This window comes from Bradyrhizobium australafricanum (genome assembly GCF_020329495.1).
In the GTDB taxonomy this organism is placed as follows: domain Bacteria; phylum Pseudomonadota; class Alphaproteobacteria; order Rhizobiales; family Xanthobacteraceae; genus Bradyrhizobium; species Bradyrhizobium australafricanum.
Window position 1 is genome coordinate 1 of the sequence record NZ_JAGKJL010000106.1, and the last position, 16,127, is coordinate 16,127.

The 16,127-nt window shown below is 63.8% G+C and carries 14 protein-coding genes and 2 pseudogenes; 8 read left to right on the top strand and 8 right to left on the bottom strand.

Going from position 1 to position 16,127, the window contains the following annotated elements; genetic code table 11:
• Positions 1–129, top strand: a pseudogene (locus tag J6525_RS47775) (integrase core domain-containing protein); the annotation flags it as partial.
• Positions 105–329, top strand: a pseudogene (locus J6525_RS43705) (hypothetical protein); the annotation flags it as partial. The pseudogenes J6525_RS47775 and J6525_RS43705, both read left to right, overlap by 25 nt.
• Before the next feature lie 117 nt (positions 330–446).
• Here J6525_RS43705 and J6525_RS43710 read toward each other — a convergent pair.
• Positions 447–2,702: a transglycosylase domain-containing protein gene (locus J6525_RS43710; protein ID WP_225649280.1), complete on the bottom strand. Its 2,256-nt coding sequence runs from the start codon at positions 2,700–2,702 to the stop codon at positions 447–449.
• A 246-nt stretch (positions 2,703–2,948) separates the two neighbouring features.
• On the opposite strand from J6525_RS43710, the gene J6525_RS43715 reads away from it, so the two are divergent.
• Positions 2,949–3,374: a DUF1330 domain-containing protein gene (locus tag J6525_RS43715; RefSeq protein WP_028335618.1), complete on the top strand. Its 426-nt coding sequence runs from the start codon at positions 2,949–2,951 to the stop codon at positions 3,372–3,374.
• Positions 3,375–3,547: 173 nt separating this feature from the next.
• Here J6525_RS43715 and J6525_RS43720 read toward each other — a convergent pair whose 3' ends face one another.
• From J6525_RS43720 to J6525_RS43730, 3 genes are all read right to left on the bottom strand, one after another.
• The gene (locus J6525_RS43720) at positions 3,548–4,774 is read right to left on the bottom strand and encodes an ABC transporter substrate-binding protein (RefSeq protein WP_018269220.1); all 1,227 of its coding nucleotides are present in this window, start codon (positions 4,772–4,774) and stop codon (positions 3,548–3,550) included.
• Between the two features lie 378 nt (positions 4,775–5,152).
• The gene (locus J6525_RS43725; protein WP_225164067.1) at positions 5,153–6,373 is read right to left on the bottom strand and encodes an ABC transporter substrate-binding protein; all 1,221 of its coding nucleotides are present in this window, start codon (positions 6,371–6,373) and stop codon (positions 5,153–5,155) included.
• Positions 6,374–6,577: 204 nt separating this feature from the next.
• The gene (locus tag J6525_RS43730; RefSeq protein WP_092088851.1) at positions 6,578–6,937 is read right to left on the bottom strand and encodes a DUF1304 domain-containing protein; all 360 of its coding nucleotides are present in this window, start codon (positions 6,935–6,937) and stop codon (positions 6,578–6,580) included.
• Between the two features lie 183 nt (positions 6,938–7,120).
• On the opposite strand from J6525_RS43730, the gene J6525_RS43735 reads away from it, so the two are divergent.
• Positions 7,121–7,645, top strand: coding sequence for a methylated-DNA--[protein]-cysteine S-methyltransferase (locus J6525_RS43735; RefSeq protein WP_225649281.1), 525 nt, complete (start codon positions 7,121–7,123; stop codon positions 7,643–7,645).
• Positions 7,646–8,068: 423 nt separating this feature from the next.
• Here J6525_RS43735 and J6525_RS43740 read toward each other — a convergent pair whose 3' ends face one another.
• From J6525_RS43740 to J6525_RS43755, 4 genes are all read right to left on the bottom strand, one after another.
• Positions 8,069–8,374 (bottom strand): hypothetical protein, encoded by a 306-nt coding sequence (locus J6525_RS43740; protein WP_176937154.1) that lies wholly within the window; start codon positions 8,372–8,374, stop codon positions 8,069–8,071.
• Between the two features lie 40 nt (positions 8,375–8,414).
• Complete coding sequence (locus J6525_RS43745) at positions 8,415–8,789, bottom strand: response regulator transcription factor (protein WP_225164070.1); 375 nt, start codon at positions 8,787–8,789, stop codon at positions 8,415–8,417.
• Positions 8,790–8,891: 102 nt separating this feature from the next.
• Positions 8,892–9,566, bottom strand: coding sequence for a response regulator transcription factor (locus J6525_RS43750; RefSeq protein WP_225649282.1), 675 nt, complete (start codon positions 9,564–9,566; stop codon positions 8,892–8,894).
• Positions 9,560–11,254, bottom strand: coding sequence for a PAS domain-containing sensor histidine kinase (locus J6525_RS43755; protein WP_225649283.1), 1,695 nt, complete (start codon positions 11,252–11,254; stop codon positions 9,560–9,562). Before J6525_RS43755 ends, J6525_RS43750 begins: the two co-directional genes overlap by 7 nt.
• A 425-nt stretch (positions 11,255–11,679) precedes the next feature.
• Between J6525_RS43755 and J6525_RS43760 the strand changes: the two genes are divergently transcribed.
• The 4 genes from J6525_RS43760 to J6525_RS43775 all read left to right on the top strand — a co-directional run.
• Positions 11,680–11,946 (top strand): hypothetical protein, encoded by a 267-nt coding sequence (locus J6525_RS43760; protein ID WP_225649284.1) that lies wholly within the window; start codon positions 11,680–11,682, stop codon positions 11,944–11,946.
• Between the two features lie 388 nt (positions 11,947–12,334).
• Entirely contained in the window at positions 12,335–13,690 is a 1,356-nt protein-coding gene (locus tag J6525_RS43765; RefSeq protein WP_225649285.1) for an HlyD family secretion protein, read from the top strand.
• Positions 13,687–15,633 carry a glycosyltransferase gene (locus J6525_RS43770; protein ID WP_225649286.1) on the top strand — a complete coding sequence of 649 codons (1,947 nt, stop codon included), beginning with the start codon at positions 13,687–13,689 and terminating at the stop codon, positions 15,631–15,633. Before J6525_RS43765 ends, J6525_RS43770 begins: the two co-directional genes overlap by 4 nt.
• Before the next feature lie 287 nt (positions 15,634–15,920).
• The coding region (locus J6525_RS43775; RefSeq protein WP_225646143.1) for a transposase at positions 15,921–16,127 on the top strand (207 nt) is incomplete at its 3' end.

Genomic DNA, 16,127 nt, shown 5'->3' on the forward strand with positions numbered 1-16,127 from the left:
GGAAACCTTCCGGCGACCACCCCTTTGATCGGCTCTGCAAGCAGCGCGGCATCCAGCATCGCCTGACCAAGCCTTACCACCCGCAGACCAACGGCCTCGTCGAACGCTTCAACCGGCGTATCGCCGAAGCCATTGGCCGCGAACAAAAGCGCGGCAGCGCCCGGCGGACCTTCATCGACCATGCCGATCGCGACGCCTTCATCGCCAAGTTCGTCCACGACTACAACCGGACTCGCCTCAAATGCCTCGGCTACCAGGCCCCGATCCAGGCCGTTGCTAAACTCACGGGACTGAACACCTTCGCGGGGGATGACGGCTTGAGTGCGTAGCCCGGATGGAGCGTAAGCGTAATCCGGGGCAGCTTTCACCGATGGCGTGACTGGTCCCGGATTACGCTTCGCTTCATCAGGGCTACGGAGCAACGCGATCCGTCCGCCTACCGACTTCTACCGAAACAACCGATCCGCCAGCCAGCCGTCCAGTCCAGCCGCAGCCTCGGGCCGCGCGTTCGGGTTGGGTGGCGCCGAGGCGCGGGCCGGCGTCGGCGGTGGCGGGCGATAATAGCCGCCGGATGGTACCGGCGCGGGCGGCTGCGATGCCTGCATCGGTGGCTGAATCTGCATCGGTCCCGCCGGCGCAGACGGCGCGGTGACCTGCGACGAGATCTGCATCAGGTTCGCCGGCCCCCAGCTGCCTTGCGAGTTCGGGATCGCGGCGACCGGCACGCCCTGATGCGCCGCCTTCATGAAGCGGGTCCACACTTCGACCGGCAAGCCGCCGCCGGTCGCCTTCTTGGTCGGTGAATTGTCGTCATTGCCGAGCCAGACGCCGGTGACGAGCTTGGCGGTGTAGCCGATGAACCAGGCGTCGCGATAATCCTGGCTGGTGCCGGTCTTGCCGGCGGCGGTCCAGCCCGGGATCTCCGCCTTGCGCGCGGTGCCCGAGATCAGCGTCTCGCGCATCATGCTGTTCATCATCGAATCATAGCGCGGCTCGATCACCTGGTTGGGCGGATCGGTCGGGCGGTCATAGAGCAGCTTGCCCGAGCTGGTCTTGATCCTGGTCACGACATGCGGCGAGATGGCGTAGCCGCCATTGGCGAACGGCGCATAGGCGCCGACCAGCTCGATCACGGAGACTTCCGAGGTGCCGAGCGCGATCGAGACGTTGGACTCCAGCTTGGAGGAGATGCCGAGCCGGTGCGCGGTGCGCACCACGTTCTTGGCGCCGACCTCGACGCCGAGCCGCACCGCGACCGTGTTCAGCGACATCGCCAGCGCCTGGGTCAATGTCACCGAGCCGAAATATTCGTGGGTGTAGTTCTCCGGCTTCCAGCCCTTGATGTCGAGCGGCGCGTCGGTGCGGATGGTATCGGGCGTGAGCCCTGCTTCGACCGCGGTGAGATAGACGAACGGCTTGAACGCCGAGCCCGGCTGCCGCTTCGCGGTGACCGCGCGATTGTACTGGCTCTCCGAGTAGTTCCGGCCGCCGACCATGGCGCGCACCGCACCGTCCGGCGTCATCGCCACCAGCGCGCCCTGGCTGACATTGAACTTCACGCTCTTGGCGGCGAGCTCATCGATGATTGCGGCTTCGGCGACGTTCTGCAGCTTCGGATCGATCGTGGTCTGCACCACGATGTCCTGGTCGATCTGGCCGACCAGATCGTCGAGCACTTCGCCGATCCAGTCGGCGACATAGTTCACGGTGCCGGCGCCGGCCGGCTTCACCGCAATCGAGGGCTGGCCGATGGAGGCCTTGGCCTGCGCCTCGGTGATGAACTTGGCGTCGGCCATCGCCGCCAGCACGACCTGCGCGCGCTGCTCGGCGCCTTCAGGGTTGCGATTTGGTGCCAGCCGCGACGGCGACTTGACAAGGCCGGCCAGCATCGCGGCTTCCGGCAGCGTGACGTTCTTCGCCGACTTGCCGAAATAGCGCTGCGCGGCGGCCTCGACGCCATAGGCGCCGGACCCGAAATAGACCCGGTTGAGATAGAGCTCGAGGATCTCGTTCTTGGAATGCTTGCGCTCCAGCCAGAGCGCGAGCTCGGCCTCCTGCAGCTTGCGCTGCATGGTGCGCTCCTGGGTCAGGAACAGGTTCTTGGCGAGCTGCTGGGTCAGCGTCGAGCCGCCCTGCGAGACGCCGCGATGCAGGAGGTTGGTCACCGCCGCGCGCAGGATGCCAACCGGGTCGACGCCGTAATGCGAATAGAAGCGGCGGTCCTCGATCGCGATGAAGGCCTTCGGCAGATAGGGCGGCAGATCCTTCAACGCGATGTTGGCGCCGGCCATTTCGCCGCGCTGCGCCAGCACGCTGCCGTCGATGCCGACGATCTGGATCGTCGGCGGACGCTTGGGAATCTCCAGCGACTGGATCGGCGGCAGATGCGCGCCGACCCACACCACGACACCGATCACCGCAATGCCGGCCCACAGGCCGAGCACCGCGGTCCAATAGAACAGGCGGCCGATGCCAAAGCCGCGCGACTTGCTGCGCCGCTTGCTGCCACTGCGCGACGGGCGCGGTTTCTCGCTACCGGAATCGCTGCTCTTGTCGCTGCTCGTGGGTTTGGATTTGGCGGGCTTGTCGTCGCCGCCGCCGGGAATGCGATCGGATGGCGACAGTCGGAGGTCGGCAAGCGCGGCCGGAAGCCCGAACAGCGGCTCCTTGCGCGCACCGCCTTTTTTCCGTCCCCACGCCATCCGCAACGCTCACACCCTGACAGGGACGCACGCTAGCGTTCCCGGTTTAAGGGGCGGTTACGCAAAGCTTAACGGGGCATTAGGAGGTGAGGCAGCGCGTGCTACATAAGGAGCATGATCAGGAAAAGTGGGCGCCGGTTCCCTCGCGACAAACGCGGAGCGTTTGCGCGGAGATCACGCTCAAACAGGATGGAACAGCGCGATCGAGCGATCGCGCTAGGGAACAAGAAAACGAAGGAGCACCGCATGGGCCATATCGATCCGACCAAGGACGTCTTCGCGCAATTCCGGGACAACAACCGGCCGGGCCCGATCCACATGCTCAACCTGGTACGCTTGCGCGAATGGGCCGCCTATCCCGATGGCCGCAAGGCCACCGGCGCGGAGGCTTATGCGGCCTATGGCCGCGAGAGCGGGCCGGTGTTCGAGCGGCTCGGCGGCCGCATCGTCTGGCAAGGCCGCTTCGAGCTGATGCTGATCGGTCCGCAGGAGGAGCGCTGGGATCACTGCTTCATCGCGGAATATCCAAGCGTCGCCGCCTTCGTCGAGATGATCCGCGATCCGGTCTATCGCGAGGCGGTGAAGCACCGCCAGGCCGCGGTGGACGATTCCCGCCTGATCCGCCACGCCGTGCTGCCGGTGGGGAAGAATTTCGGCGAGATTCCGGAGTGACGATGTCGGCCGTCGGCCGATATCGTCATGCGCGGGCTTGACCCGCGCATCCATCGGAGAAAAGGCCTTCTCAATTGATGGATTGCCGGGTCAAGCCCGGCAATGACGAGTCACAAAAAACAAAATCGGCGGCCTGGAGGCCGCCGATTGCATTTCAAACCTGCGCGAACCGGCTAGCCGGCCGGGCCGGCGTCCTCGAGGATCGGGCCGAACAGCTCCCAGCGCTCGCCGTTGAAGCGCATCATCTGCAGCTGCTTGTTGACGCGATAGTCGTTCGGCGCGGTGTTGCCTTTGATGCCGGGCAGCGCCATGTCGAGCTCGACATTCTTCAGGTTGGTCGCCTGCTTCAGCACGTTGTCGCGGGTCAGGTCGTCGCCGCACTGCTTCAGCACATGCACCATCAACTGGGCGGTCGAGTAGCCATAGGTGTTGAAGTTCGAGTTCTTGTCGCCGTCGGGATAGTACTTGGCCATGAAGTCGAAATAGCGCTTCATGCCCGGATCGTCCTTCCACTGCGGATCGGCCGGATCCTTGCCGTAATTGGTGCTGATCAGGCCCTTGGAGGCTTCCAGGCCCGCCGGCTGCAGCACGGCGCCGACCGAGGTCGCGTTGATGTCGACGATGTGGATCGGGTGCCAGCCGAGCTCGGCGATCTTCTTGATCGCCTGCGCCGCCTGCTTCGGGGTCGAGGCCGAGAAGAACAGGTCGGCGCCGGCGTCCTTGATCTTGATCACCTGGGAATCGATGGTCGGGTCGGAGACCTCATAGGAGGCTTCGGCCACGATCATCTTGGCGGCCTTGTCGCCGAGGCCGGCCTTGATGCCGTTCAGATAATCCTTGCCGAGGTCGTCGTTCTGATAGAGCACGCCGATCTTGGCGTTGGGATGCTCCTTCAGGATGTACTGGCCGTAGATGCGGCCTTCGACGAAGTAATTCGGGTTGAAGCCGAGCGTCCAGGGGAAGTTCTTCGGGTCGGTGAACTTCGAGGCGCCGGTCGCGGCAAACAGCTGCGGCACCTTCTTGGCGTTGAGATATTTCTGCACGGCGGCGTTCGACGGCGTACCGACGATCTGGAAGGTCAAGAGCACCTCGTCGCTCTCGACGAGCTTGCGCACCTGCTCGACGGCCTTCGGCGGCGAATACGCGTCGTCATACTGGATCAGGTTGATCTTGCGGCCGTTGATGCCGCCCTGATCGTTGATCATCTTGAAGTAGGCCGCCTGGGTCTTGCCGATCGAGGCATAGGCGGAGGCCGGTCCGGAGAAGGGGACGGTCTGGCCGATCTTGATCTCGGTGTCGCTCGCGCCGGGATCGTACTTCTTCTGCGCAAAGGCCGACGTTGCTGACAGCGCGATCGCGAGCGCCGTTCCCGTGACCAGGTGAAAAATCCCGTTCCTCATAGTGCTGTTTCCCTCACGTGACTGATGGTTGGCCGATGATCTTGTCCGCGGGTTCAAGGTCCCGCGGTCGCCATCGCTGGGCCGGGATACTGGAGGAACCGTTATTGCAACGCAAGACGAGCGCTGCCGAAAAGGTGAGCGATTTCAGTCAACCAAAGTAGGGGGCGTTGCGAAAAGGTGGGTGGAGCGGCGCGAAGGTTGGGGCCCGCTTTACCTCGCCCCGCCTGCGCGGAGATGTCGCATCGCATCGAAGATGCGATGCGGGTGAGGGCGAGTCTCCGCGGGCGCAGCTAATGCAGAGGTGCGGAAGCAGCCCCTCACCCCGACGCTCTCCCCGTAAGAACGGGGAGAGCGAGTGGAGTCTCGTCTCGACCGCGGCTAGCCCGCCGGTCCGGTGTCCTCGATGATCGGGCCGAACAGCTCCCAGCGCTCGCCGTTGAACTTCATCATCTGCATCTGCTTGTTGATGCGGTAGTCGTTCGGTCCCGTCGTAATCGACATGCCCGGCAGCGCGAGGCTCGGCACGAACTTCTTCAGGCTGGTCACCTGCTTCATCAGGTTCTCGCGGGTGAGGTCGTCGCCGCACTGCTTGAGCACCTGGATCAGGAGCTCGGCCGTCGAGTAGCCGTAGGTGTTGACGGTGTTGAGCTTGTCGCCTTCCGGATAATACTTGTCCATGAACGCGAAATAGGCCTTCACGCCGGGATCGTCCTTCCATTGCGGGTCGGCGGGATCCTTGCCGTAATTGGTCGAGATGATGCCCTTGGAGATATCGAGACCGGCCGGCTTCAGCGTCGCCGACACCGGGCTCGCATTGATGTCGAGGATGTGCACCGGGTTCCAGTTGAGATCGGCGACCTTTCGGATCGCCTGCGCGGCGAATTTTGGCGTCGAGGCATCGTAGAGCAGGTCGACGCCGGCGGCCTTCAACTTGACGATCTGGGAATCGACCGTCGGGTCGGTCAGCTCGTAGGACACCTCGGCGACGATCATGCTGGCGGCCTTGTCGCCGAGCCCGCTCTTCAGGCCGGTGATGTAGTCGCGGCCGAGATCGTCGTTCTGGTAGAAGATGCCGATCTTCGCGTTCGGGTGATTGGCTAGGATGTATTTGGCGTAGATGCGTCCCTCGGACTGGTAGTTCGGGTTGAACGCGATCGTCCACGGCGCGTTCTGCGGATCGGAGAAGCGCGACGCGCCGGTGGAGGCGAGCAGCTGCGGCACCTTCTTGACATTCAGATATTTCTGCACGGCGGCATTCGACGGCGTGCCGATGATCTGGAACGTGAACAGCACCTCGTCGCCCTCGACGAGCTTGCGCACCTGCTCGACCGCTTTCGGCGGCGAATAGGCGTCGTCATACTGGATCAGGTTCAGCTTGCGGCCGTTGATGCCGCCCTGATCGTTGATCATCTTCATGTAGGCCGCCTGGGTCTTGCCGATGCCGGCATAGGCGGATGCGGGGCCGGAGAACGGCACGGTCTGGCCGATCTTGATCTCGGTGTCGGTCGCGCCGATGTCGTATTTCTTCTGCGCGGTGGCCGATGTAACCGACAACGCGATCGCAAGCGCCGTCGCAGCGAGCAATTGCACGCTTCTCATGTCCGTGACCTCCCTGTTGCCGGTGATCTTGTCCGCAAGCTCAGAGCGGCGGATGTCACCGTTGCACGGGATGATGGAGGAACGGCTGGGCCATTGCAAGACGATGCACCCTGCGCGCGATGTCGCGTTTGAGCATGATCCGGCAAAGTGTGAAGCGGTTTTCCGAGCGGATCATGCTCAAGAAAACAAAAGCGCGCCCGCGCTTTAGGCCAACCAGAGCTGGATCAGCGCCAACGCAGCGGGAGCCGCCTGCACATAAAGAATGCGGCGGCTGACGGTGGCGGCGCCATAGGCACCGGCGACGATCACGCAGAGCAGGAAAAATGTCTTGATCTGGAACGCGAAGGCCGGATTGCCATGTATGAGGCCCCAGATCAGTCCGGCGGCGAGGAAGCCGTTATACAGCCCCTGATTGGCGGCGAGCACCGCAGAATCGTTTGCCTTCTCGATCGAGTTGCGAAACGTCTTCAGCCCGAGCGGCTTGGTCCAGAGAAACATCTCGAGCACAAGGAAATAGACGTGCAGCATGGCCACCACCGCGACCAGAACATTGGCAAGCAGCATATTGCGGTCCCCCAGAGCTTCGGTTCTGATTGAAGCAGAATCGAAGCTCTTGTTTTGGCGCGTTTTCTTCACGCGAACCGGTCTCCGCTTCGCTCGAAAAACGCTCTACCCAGAATTCGGGTGGACGCTACCACGCGGGCGGTGAATTGTATGCCGACCGATCTGCTTGCCCGAGATATGACAATGGCCGACCGCAGGACTGCACAGATCTTCAACCTCGACCGCCTCAAGACCCCGATCGGCACGGCGCTGCTGGTGACCGATGACGACGGCGTGCTGCGCGCGCTTGACTGGGACGACTATGAAGGGCGCATGCTCGACCTGCTGCGGCTGCATTATGGCGCCGTGACGCTGCGGGACGGCCACGCGCCGGCTGCGATGCGCAAGGCGCTCGGCGATTACTTCAAGGGCGATCTCGATCGTCTCACCGATGTCGAATGGCGCGTCGCCGGCACGCCGTTCCAGCAGAAGGTCTGGCACGCGCTGCCGAACATTCCGCACGGCACCACCATGAGCTACGGCGCGCTGGCGGTGAAACTCAACGCGCCGAATGCGATGCGCGCGGTCGGCCATGCCAACGGCTCCAACCCGATCAGCGTCGTCGTGCCATGTCATCGCCTGATCGGCGCCAACGGCTCGCTGGTCAAATATGGCGGCGGGCTGGAGCGCAAGCGCTGGCTGCTGCGCCACGAGGGCGTGGAGGTCTAGAGCGTTTTCGAGTGGGAACCGGTTGGCGTGAAGACGCGCGTCAAGACAACGATCCGGCAATCCGCTTCGGCCGCCGGTGCGGCGATCAGTCGAGATCTTCGCGGGGCATGTTGCGCAGATCGCGCACGATATAGAGGAACACGACGAGCGAAGGCACCCATGCGAGTATCGCTCCAACCAGCATCGCATCGACCGTCGTCATGTGAGACTCCTTGCGCGCTATTGGCCGACGTCGTCAGATCGGCTTTTTCGATGGGGCGCCGGTTCTGGGGAAGGGATACAGCCACTTCCAATAGGCCTTGTTGCGCTCCAGCTGCCGCTTGTGGATCTCGCGGCACTTCGTCGAGCAAAACTGCTCAAAGTACCAATTGTGCCGGATCAGGCCGAAAGGCCGCTTGCACGCCGGATTTCCGCAACGAGCTGTCATGACGCTGCCTCCGCATTCGCGCGCCAAAGCCAGCGGATGAAGTCCTCCTGGCCTTTGTAGAGGCAGAGGCGTCCGCAGTAGCGTTCGCCCGCCGGATTTCGCAAACAGATGATCTTGGGGTCTTCGCTGTCACACTGGGCGCAGCGCGGTTCCGCACGCATGGCGACCTCCCTCCGAGGAATTGCCATTTGCCAATCAAAATGTCTGGTGCTGTCCTTGCCGTCGATCTTCCCGAAGGACGACGATGCGAAATCTCGCGCCGCCGCCGTCCATGCGCAACTTGTCCAGATGTTTTGTGGCATCATCCTTGCGTATAGCCGGCCCGGTGATGGCTGATCCAACTCACGCACCCGGCGCCGCGCTGCGCTGCGCGAGGGCGGTATCGAGGCATTTGATCAGGACGTCCCCGTCGCAGGGCTTGCTCAGAAAGCAGATCGCTCCAGCCTTCAGCGCCCGGACGCGATCGCTTTCGACCGAGAACGCCGTGACGAAAATGAACGGAAAGCGGTGTCCGCTGGCAATGAGGTGGCTCTGCAGGTCGAGCCCGCTCATGGCCGGCATCCTGACATCCGCGATCACACAGGATGTGTCATTCAGGCGGGGCGAGTGCAAAAATTCCTCGGCCGACGCGTAGGTCTCGACCGCGTAGCCCAGCGACCTGACGAGATTGTCGGTCGCGGTGCGAACCGACATGTCATCGTCGATGATTGATATCACTGGCGGGTTGGGCAAGGAGGTTTTCCCGGGCCGGAAGGGCCTCTGGCGTGTGCATCATGTGGGGACCACAGTGCGTCGCCAATCGGGGCCGGAGAATCATACTTAGGTTTGCGCCCCGCCGGCTGCCGGTCCGATCTGGAGCATCTGTGCCATCCTGACCAGATCGGGTAACGACTTTGCCGCCATTTTCCGCATGATGTGCCCGCGGTGTATCTTCACTGTGATTTCGGCCACACCGATTTCGGCGGCGACCTGCTTGTTCATCAACCCCGCCGTGACGAGCGTCATCACCTGGCGTTCACGCGGCGTCAGGGTCGCGAAGGCGGCGCGCAGGTTGGCAAGAACCTTGGCCTCATCGCGACGATTCCTGTCGCGCTCGATCGCCGTCGTGACGGCATCCAGCATGTCCTGATCGCGGAATGGCTTGGTCAGGAAGTCCACAGCGCCGGCCTTCATGGCCCTGACCGTCATCGGGATATCGCCGTGGCCGGTCATGAAGATGATCGGAATATCGATGCCCGCCTTCGCCAGCTCCCCCTGAAAGTCCAGCCCGCTCACCCGCGGTAACCTGATGTCGAGGATCAGGCAGCTCGGGACATCCGGAGGCTTGCGCTGCAGAAATTCATGGGCCGAGCCGAATGCTGCGGTCCGCAAGCCGACCGACCGGAACAGATTGCTCAGCGCGTCCCGCATGGATGCGTCGTCGTCGACGACGAAGACGACGGGATCCTCGGCGTTTGCCAGACCAGAAGGCGATGCCGCGCGCCCGGTCACCATGCATGATCCTCTTCGTGCAGTGGCAAGGTGAACTGGAACGTCGCGCCGGGGCCGATGTTTCCGGCCAAGGACAGGCGGCCTCGGTGAGCTTCGATGATCGATCGGCAGATCGACAGCCCCATCCCCATGCCGCTGGCCTTGGTGGTGTAGAACGCGTCGAACAGCCGTTCGGCATTCTCGGTCGCGATTCCGACGCCGCAGTCGGTGACCGTGACCACGATCTGCCCGGCCTCGTCATGGCGTGTCCGGATCACGAGCTCCCGCGGCCGGTCCGTGACCGGCTGCATGGCCTCGATACCATTGAGGACCAGGTTGAGGATGACTTGCTGCAGCTGGATACGGTCGGCGACGACAGACGGGAGCGCGGGAGCGAGGTCGAGCTGCAAGGATACCAGGTGACGCTGCAGTTCATGCTGCACCAGGCCGATCACCTGGTTGATGACTTCATTGACGTCGAGCGGCGCCTTCTGACCGGTCGTCTTGTTCACCATCGCGCGGACGCGCTGGATGACCTCGCCCGCCCGGTTGCCGTCGCTGATGATCGACCTGACCGCGCCGCGGGCTTCGTTCAGATCGGGGGCTGCCCGGTTGAGCCACCGCAGGCATGCCGCGGCATTGGTGACCACGGCGGCAAGCGGCTGGTTCACTTCATGGGCGATCGATGCGGCGAGCTCGCCGAGCGCCGTCACGCGCGTGACGTGTGCGAGGTTGGTCTGCGCTTCGTGCAACTCCGCTTCGGCTCGCTTGCGGGCAGTCACGTCGGTGACCGCTCCGATGAATTCGGTGTCGCCCGAAAGGTTCGTCACCGTATGCGCCCTGGCGTGAACAAATTTGATCGTACCATTGGGCATCAGCAATCGGTAGCCGTGTTCGAAGTCCTTGCCGTCGAGCGAGGCGCGGTCGATGGTCCGTTGCACGCGGGCGCGATCGTCCGGATGGACGCGCTGCAGGACCGTGGCATGCGTGATGGAAGGAGCTCTGTCGAATTCGAAGATCCTGAACGTCTCTTCCGACCAGATGATCTCGCCGCTGGCGACGTGCCAGCCGAAGCTGCCGGTGTGGCTCAATCGCTGGGCTTCGGTCAGGTACATTTCACTCTGCTGCAGCGCATTTTCGGCGTGCTTGCGCTCGGTGATGTCCTCGCATGCGATCAGCACGATCAGCTGATCGCCCAGCCGCCGCACCGCCTTGGCGTTTTCACGAACCCAAATCCTTGAACCGTCCTTCCGGACCTTCCGGATTTCCCAATTGTGGGTCTGGCCGATGTAGTCGAGGCATGCCGCGACGTTGCGTTGGACCATATCCCGGTCTTCGGCGGCAAAGACCCGCAGCACCGATTGTCCGAGCAGCTCGTCGACGGTGTAGCCGAGCTGTGCCGCGCCGAACGTGTTGACCGACAGCACGAGGCCCGTTGCGTCGACCATGAAGTACATGACCGGGTTGTGCTCGAATACCTCCTTCCATTGCGCTTCGCTGTTGCGCAGCGCCTCCATCGCGCGCTCCTCGCTGCTGGCTCGGCCGCGCAACATGGCTTCCATCCGCCTTTGCGAGCGGCCAACCAGGCGGATCATCAGCAATGCGGCGGTAAGCGACGCGACGAGCAGCGCCAGGGCAACCAGATGGGCGGAAGCTGCCGGCTGCGGACCCAGCAACAGCCCGATGCAGGTTGCCGCCAAGGCCAGCACCATGCCGCCGAGCAGCCATTGCTCGGCCGACCAGGACTTCGTGGTCGGGTCGCGGATCATCGGCAGCCCAGCACTTGGCCATCATCATGGGCCGCGCTGCGTCGCTAGGTGACTGCTACCATCAGCGGCGACAACGTCGCCCTCCCAATAGACTGTATATTAGCAGCTTTCTTGCCGCCCGGGCGGGATGGCGCCGGCCTTTTTGGCGGTCCAAACCCGTGAGATCGCGCAGAAAGCGAAGCCATTGAGCGCGCTCAGGTCCAGGTTGCGACCTAAACTCAAGTATGAGTCGTCTCCACCGAATGTAACGGTCGGATCAACCTCCGTTCAATGGCCCGTTCCATCCCGGTGACTACGCTTATTGGGTAACTCGATGACGGTAGAGATTTCCGGGGTTCAGCAATCGCCAATCAGTGACGGAGATTGAAATGCCCAGCGCGCGCCTGCATCTGATCGTTTGCTCCGACGACGTCGACCACGAGGCAAGGCCTCAGAGACGCGATCGCAGCTTCCAGCCTTCCGTCATCGATGGTGGCAAGCAAACAGCAAGCACGCCGGCCGACAACCCGTGGATCGATCTGCTGGACGCATTCGATCTCGGCGTGGTGGTCTGTCAGGCCAGCTACCTGGCCTTGCTGGGAGCGAGCCTGGCGGCGCTGCAGCCGCAATTCGACGTGCCAGATTCAGTGCGGTAGCCGGGCCCTGAATTCCAAGTCCGGCAGGCTGCCGGGACCGAAGCGCTGGCTGCTCACGCCTGGGTCGCGCAAGACGGGTCCGATCACAGCCTCCGTGAGAGCCCGGAATCCATTCCCCGCCTAGCCCCGGCCCTGATGGATTCCGGGCTCAGTTTTGCAGACGCCCTCGGCTGCGCAATGGCGCACCGGAATGATGGGCGGAGCAGGTCGACGGCGCGGCTCCCGCGCCAGGCTCCCGACGACGGCAAATTGCAGCAATTTTTTCGAAAGATGCCCGGTTCGCTTTAGCCGCTTTTGAAGCACCTGATTATTGGATCTGTCCGGCAACGGCATCGCTCTGCAGAGCTGTGCGTTGGTTCGCGCACTGACAGATCAGGGGCCGGTCATTATGAATCAGGCACAGCAGCACAAGCCGCTTCCCGAAGACAATAATTCCGTCACCAGGAATGAGGCCGACGGCGCACGGGGATTGCAGCGCGATCTGCAGGAACGGCTGCAGCCGGGGCACGACGAGCCAGTCAGCGATAGCGCTCCCCATCCCGAAGCGCCCGCCGGATCAGGCCGGATGGTTCGCCGCCTGCTCAAGGTCGGCATTGGCCTTGCCATCGTGGCCGTCTTCGGATGGCTGCCGCTCAGGGCTGTGTTGCAGACCTCGAGCGTGGAGGCCGTGGTCAACGCCAGGATCGTGACCTTGCGCTCGCCGATCGACGGCACCGTGAGCGCGAAGCCGCAGAAATCCACGCAGCTCAGCGTGGTTCACGAGGGCGATGCGATCCTTCACGTCGTCAACGCACGCGGCGATCGCGCCCGGCTCGATGATCTCCGGCGGCAGATGTCGCGGTTGGAAAATGAGCGCCCGAGTCTGGCGGCCAAGCTTGCGGCCGCCGAGACGGCGCAACAGGACCTTGCCCGCCAGGCCGGCCAGTTCCGTGACGGCCGCATCCTCCAGCTCGAGGCCCGGATCGCCGAAATCCAGACTGCGATCGAGGCCGCCGCCGCACGGCGGGAGGAGGCCGTGGCCGCCGTCGAGCGGGCGTCGTCGCTGATCAAGTCGGGCAGCGTGTCGACGGTCGAAATGGCCCGCCTGACGCGCGAGCAGGCGATCTCGCAGCAGACCGAAATCGGCGCTCGACGGCGTCTCGACGCCGCCAAGGTCGAGCTCACCGCCGCAAGGAATGGCACCTATCTCGGCGACAGCTACAATGACCGGCCGAGCTCCGTGCAGCGCGAAGAGGAGATGCGCCAGCGCGTCAGCGACCTGCGCGCCGATCTGGCGCATGCCGATGCCGAGATCGACTGGCTGACCCACGAGATCGCCGCCGAGCAGCTGCACTACGTCAACCGGGCGGAAGCCGACATCAAGGCCCCGGTTGGCGGGCGCATCTGGGAGATGATGACGTCGCCCGGCGAGGACGTCAGGGCCGGGCAGCCCTTGCTCAAGCTGCTCGACTGCAGCGGCGCAGTGGTCACGGCGAACGTCACCGAGAGCGTCTACAACGGTCTGAAACTCGGCGAGCAGGCGAGCTTCGAGCCGAATGACGGCAGTGCCGCGCTCCAGGGCGAGATCGTCAATCTCACCGGCGCGTCGGGCGCGCCCGCGAACCTCGCGATCAATCCGGATGCGCTGAACAAGGAGCCGTATCGGGTGACGGTGTCGATGCCGGCGCTCGACACCACGGGCAAGGATTGCGCGGTCGGCCGCACCGGGCGCGTGGTGTTCAACGCGGACGCGGCAAAGTCATGATGGCGGCATTTGCGCCCGGGCTGGTCGCATTCGGCGCCTGCCTTGCAATCCTGCCACTGCTCCGCCGTGAGCAGACCCTGGCCCGCGTCATGATGACCGGCATGTCGTTCGTCCTGCTGGTCCACTATTTCGCGTGGCGGGTGACCCACACCCTGCCGCCTCCGGGCCTCACCGCCGACGCGCTGGTCGGCTATCCCTTCATGCTGGCCGAGGTGGCCTCGATGATCGCGGTGTGCCTGTCGCTGCTGTTCCTCAGCCGGACCATCGACCGCTCACCCGAGGTCAATGCGATCCTGCGCCGATCGAGAGCGAGCGCGGATGCGCCGCTCGTCGACGTCTTCATCTGCACCTACAACGAGGAGAAGGCGATCCTCGAGCGCACCATCATCGGTGCGACCGGGCTGAACTATCCCAATTATCGCGTCTGGGTGCTCGACGATGGGCGCAGGCTCTGGCTGCGCCGGCTCGCCCAGGAGCTCGGCTGCAACTATCTGGCCCGCCCGGACAACCGCCACGCCAAGGCCGGCAACATCAATCATGCGCTCCAGCACGTTTCCGGGCTGGCTGAGCGGCCGGAGTTCATCTCGATCCTCGATGCGGATTTTGTCCCGATGCCGGATTTCCTGACCCGGGCGATGAGCCTGATGCAGGACGGCAGCGTCGGCGTCGTGCAGACGCCGCAGCACTTCATCAACCCGGATCCGATCCAGACCAATCTGGCGGCGACCGATGTGTGGCCCGACGAGCAGCGCTTCTTCTTCGATATCCTGATGCCGGCCAAGGATGCCTGGGACACGGCATTCTGCTGCGGCACCTCGTCGCTGATCCGCTTCTCCGGCCTGATGCAGATCGGCGGCTTCCCGACCGATTCGGTGACGGAGGATTACCTCGTCACGCTGCGCCTGAAGGAGAAGGGATTGCGCACGGTCTATCTGAACGAGCGCCTGACCATCGGCCTCGCGCCGGAGGGGCTGAAGGAATACATCACGCAGCGCGGGCGCTGGTGTCTCGGCTTCATGCAGATATTTCGCGGCCGCAGCGGGCCGTTCTCGCGGCAATCGAAGCTCGCCTTCATGGACCGGCTGTCGTTGGTCGATGCCTTCATGAGCTGGGCGGCGGTCTACGGTACCAAGGTTTTCGGCCTGGTCGTGCCGTGGCTTTATCTGCTGTTCGGGATCAAGGCGGTCCACGCCGACCTGTTCGAGCTGCTGAAATACTTCTTGCCGTTCTATGTCTGGCACGCCTTCACGATGGCCTGGATCTCGCGCGGCCGCTCGCTCGCGATCATGACCGACGTGTCGCAATACATCGCGGCGCCCGCGGTGTTGAAGGCGGTCGTGACCGGCCTCGCCAGGCCGCAGGGCCACAAGTTCAAGGTGACGGCCAAGGGCGGCGACCGCAACCGCCGCTTCATCGAATGGCCGCTGCTGCGGCTCTATGGCGCCGCCCTGCTGATCACGCTGCTGGCGATCGCCTATGCCTTCATCCTGCATCTGCGCGGCGACAGCATAGCCTATGGCGGGCTGGCGCTGGCCTGGAGCCTGTACAATTGCGTCGTGCTCGCGATCGTGTGCTTCATCTGCATCGAGCAGCCGCGGCGCCGCAAGGCCGAGCGGTTCGAACGCGACGAGCCGATCCTGATCCATCAGGACAGCGAGATGCGCTTGATCCGGATGGCCGACATCTCGATCTCGGGCGCGCGCTTCATCGATCCCGTCCCGCCCGCCATCGGTTCCTTGATCAAATGCAATGTCTACGGACAGAACGTCGCCGCGACTGTGGTCCGGCGCACCCGCGACGGCTTCGGCGTCCGCTTCGAGGACGCGGTGGCGACGCGGGTCAATGTCGTGCGCGCATTCTATGCCGGTGAATATGTCCGCGCCTTCCACGGCGTGCGCGCGGCGCCGGTCGGCAAGGCCCTGCTGATGCGGCTGTTCGGTTGATCCGCCACGGGATTGGGGCTTCGCTCCTTCGGTGGAAACAGCTTTCGATCCCGTCATCCCCGCGCAAAGGCTTCGCCTTTGTCGCTGGAGGAGCGCGGAACGCGCGTCTCGAAGGATCGACGGCCCGGCCGCTTCCGCATACTCCCACTCTCTTGGGGAAGGAACGTGGCCGTCGATCCTTCGAGACGGCCGCTGCGCGGCCTCCTCAGAGCCTGACTGAAAAATGGGTGAGTGATCTCAGTGGGGTGTGATTCCATCGGATTTGCAAAGATTCGAGGGAGAGCACGATGCCCTGGACCAAGATCACTCGGGAGCAATATCGGCGGGACGATCTGCGTTATGCAAGCGATATGACCGATGCGGAGTGGGCGCTGATCAGACGCCTGTTGCCGCGAGCGAACCGGCGCGGCCGGCCGCGTAAGACGGAGCTGCGTCGTGTGATCGAAGCGATCCTCTATATCGTTTCGACCGGCTGCCAGTGGCGGGCGTTGCCG

What these genes read in the sequence shown, in the direction of transcription:
- J6525_RS43735 (WP_225649281.1), top strand. Translation starts at nt 7,121, where the DNA reads ATGGCCGACCGCAGGACTGCACAGATCTTCAACCTCGACCGCCTCAAG.
- J6525_RS43715 (WP_028335618.1), top strand. Translation starts at nt 2,949, where the DNA reads ATGGGCCATATCGATCCGACCAAGGACGTCTTCGCGCAATTCCGGGAC.
- J6525_RS43765 (WP_225649285.1), top strand. Translation starts at nt 12,335, where the DNA reads ATGAATCAGGCACAGCAGCACAAGCCGCTTCCCGAAGACAATAATTCC.
- J6525_RS43720 (WP_018269220.1), bottom strand. Translation starts at nt 4,774, where the DNA reads ATGAGGAACGGGATTTTTCACCTGGTCACGGGAACGGCGCTCGCGATC.
- J6525_RS43760 (WP_225649284.1), top strand. Translation starts at nt 11,680, where the DNA reads ATGCCCAGCGCGCGCCTGCATCTGATCGTTTGCTCCGACGACGTCGAC.
- J6525_RS43740 (WP_176937154.1), bottom strand. Translation starts at nt 8,374, where the DNA reads ATGCCACAAAACATCTGGACAAGTTGCGCATGGACGGCGGCGGCGCGA.
- J6525_RS43730 (WP_092088851.1), bottom strand. Translation starts at nt 6,937, where the DNA reads ATGCTGCTTGCCAATGTTCTGGTCGCGGTGGTGGCCATGCTGCACGTC.
- J6525_RS43750 (WP_225649282.1), bottom strand. Translation starts at nt 9,566, where the DNA reads ATGGTGACCGGGCGCGCGGCATCGCCTTCTGGTCTGGCAAACGCCGAG.
- J6525_RS43710 (WP_225649280.1), bottom strand. Translation starts at nt 2,702, where the DNA reads ATGGCGTGGGGACGGAAAAAAGGCGGTGCGCGCAAGGAGCCGCTGTTC.
- J6525_RS43770 (WP_225649286.1), top strand. Translation starts at nt 13,687, where the DNA reads ATGATGGCGGCATTTGCGCCCGGGCTGGTCGCATTCGGCGCCTGCCTT.
- J6525_RS43755 (WP_225649283.1), bottom strand. Translation starts at nt 11,254, where the DNA reads ATGGTGCTGGCCTTGGCGGCAACCTGCATCGGGCTGTTGCTGGGTCCG.
- J6525_RS43725 (WP_225164067.1), bottom strand. Translation starts at nt 6,373, where the DNA reads ATGAGAAGCGTGCAATTGCTCGCTGCGACGGCGCTTGCGATCGCGTTG.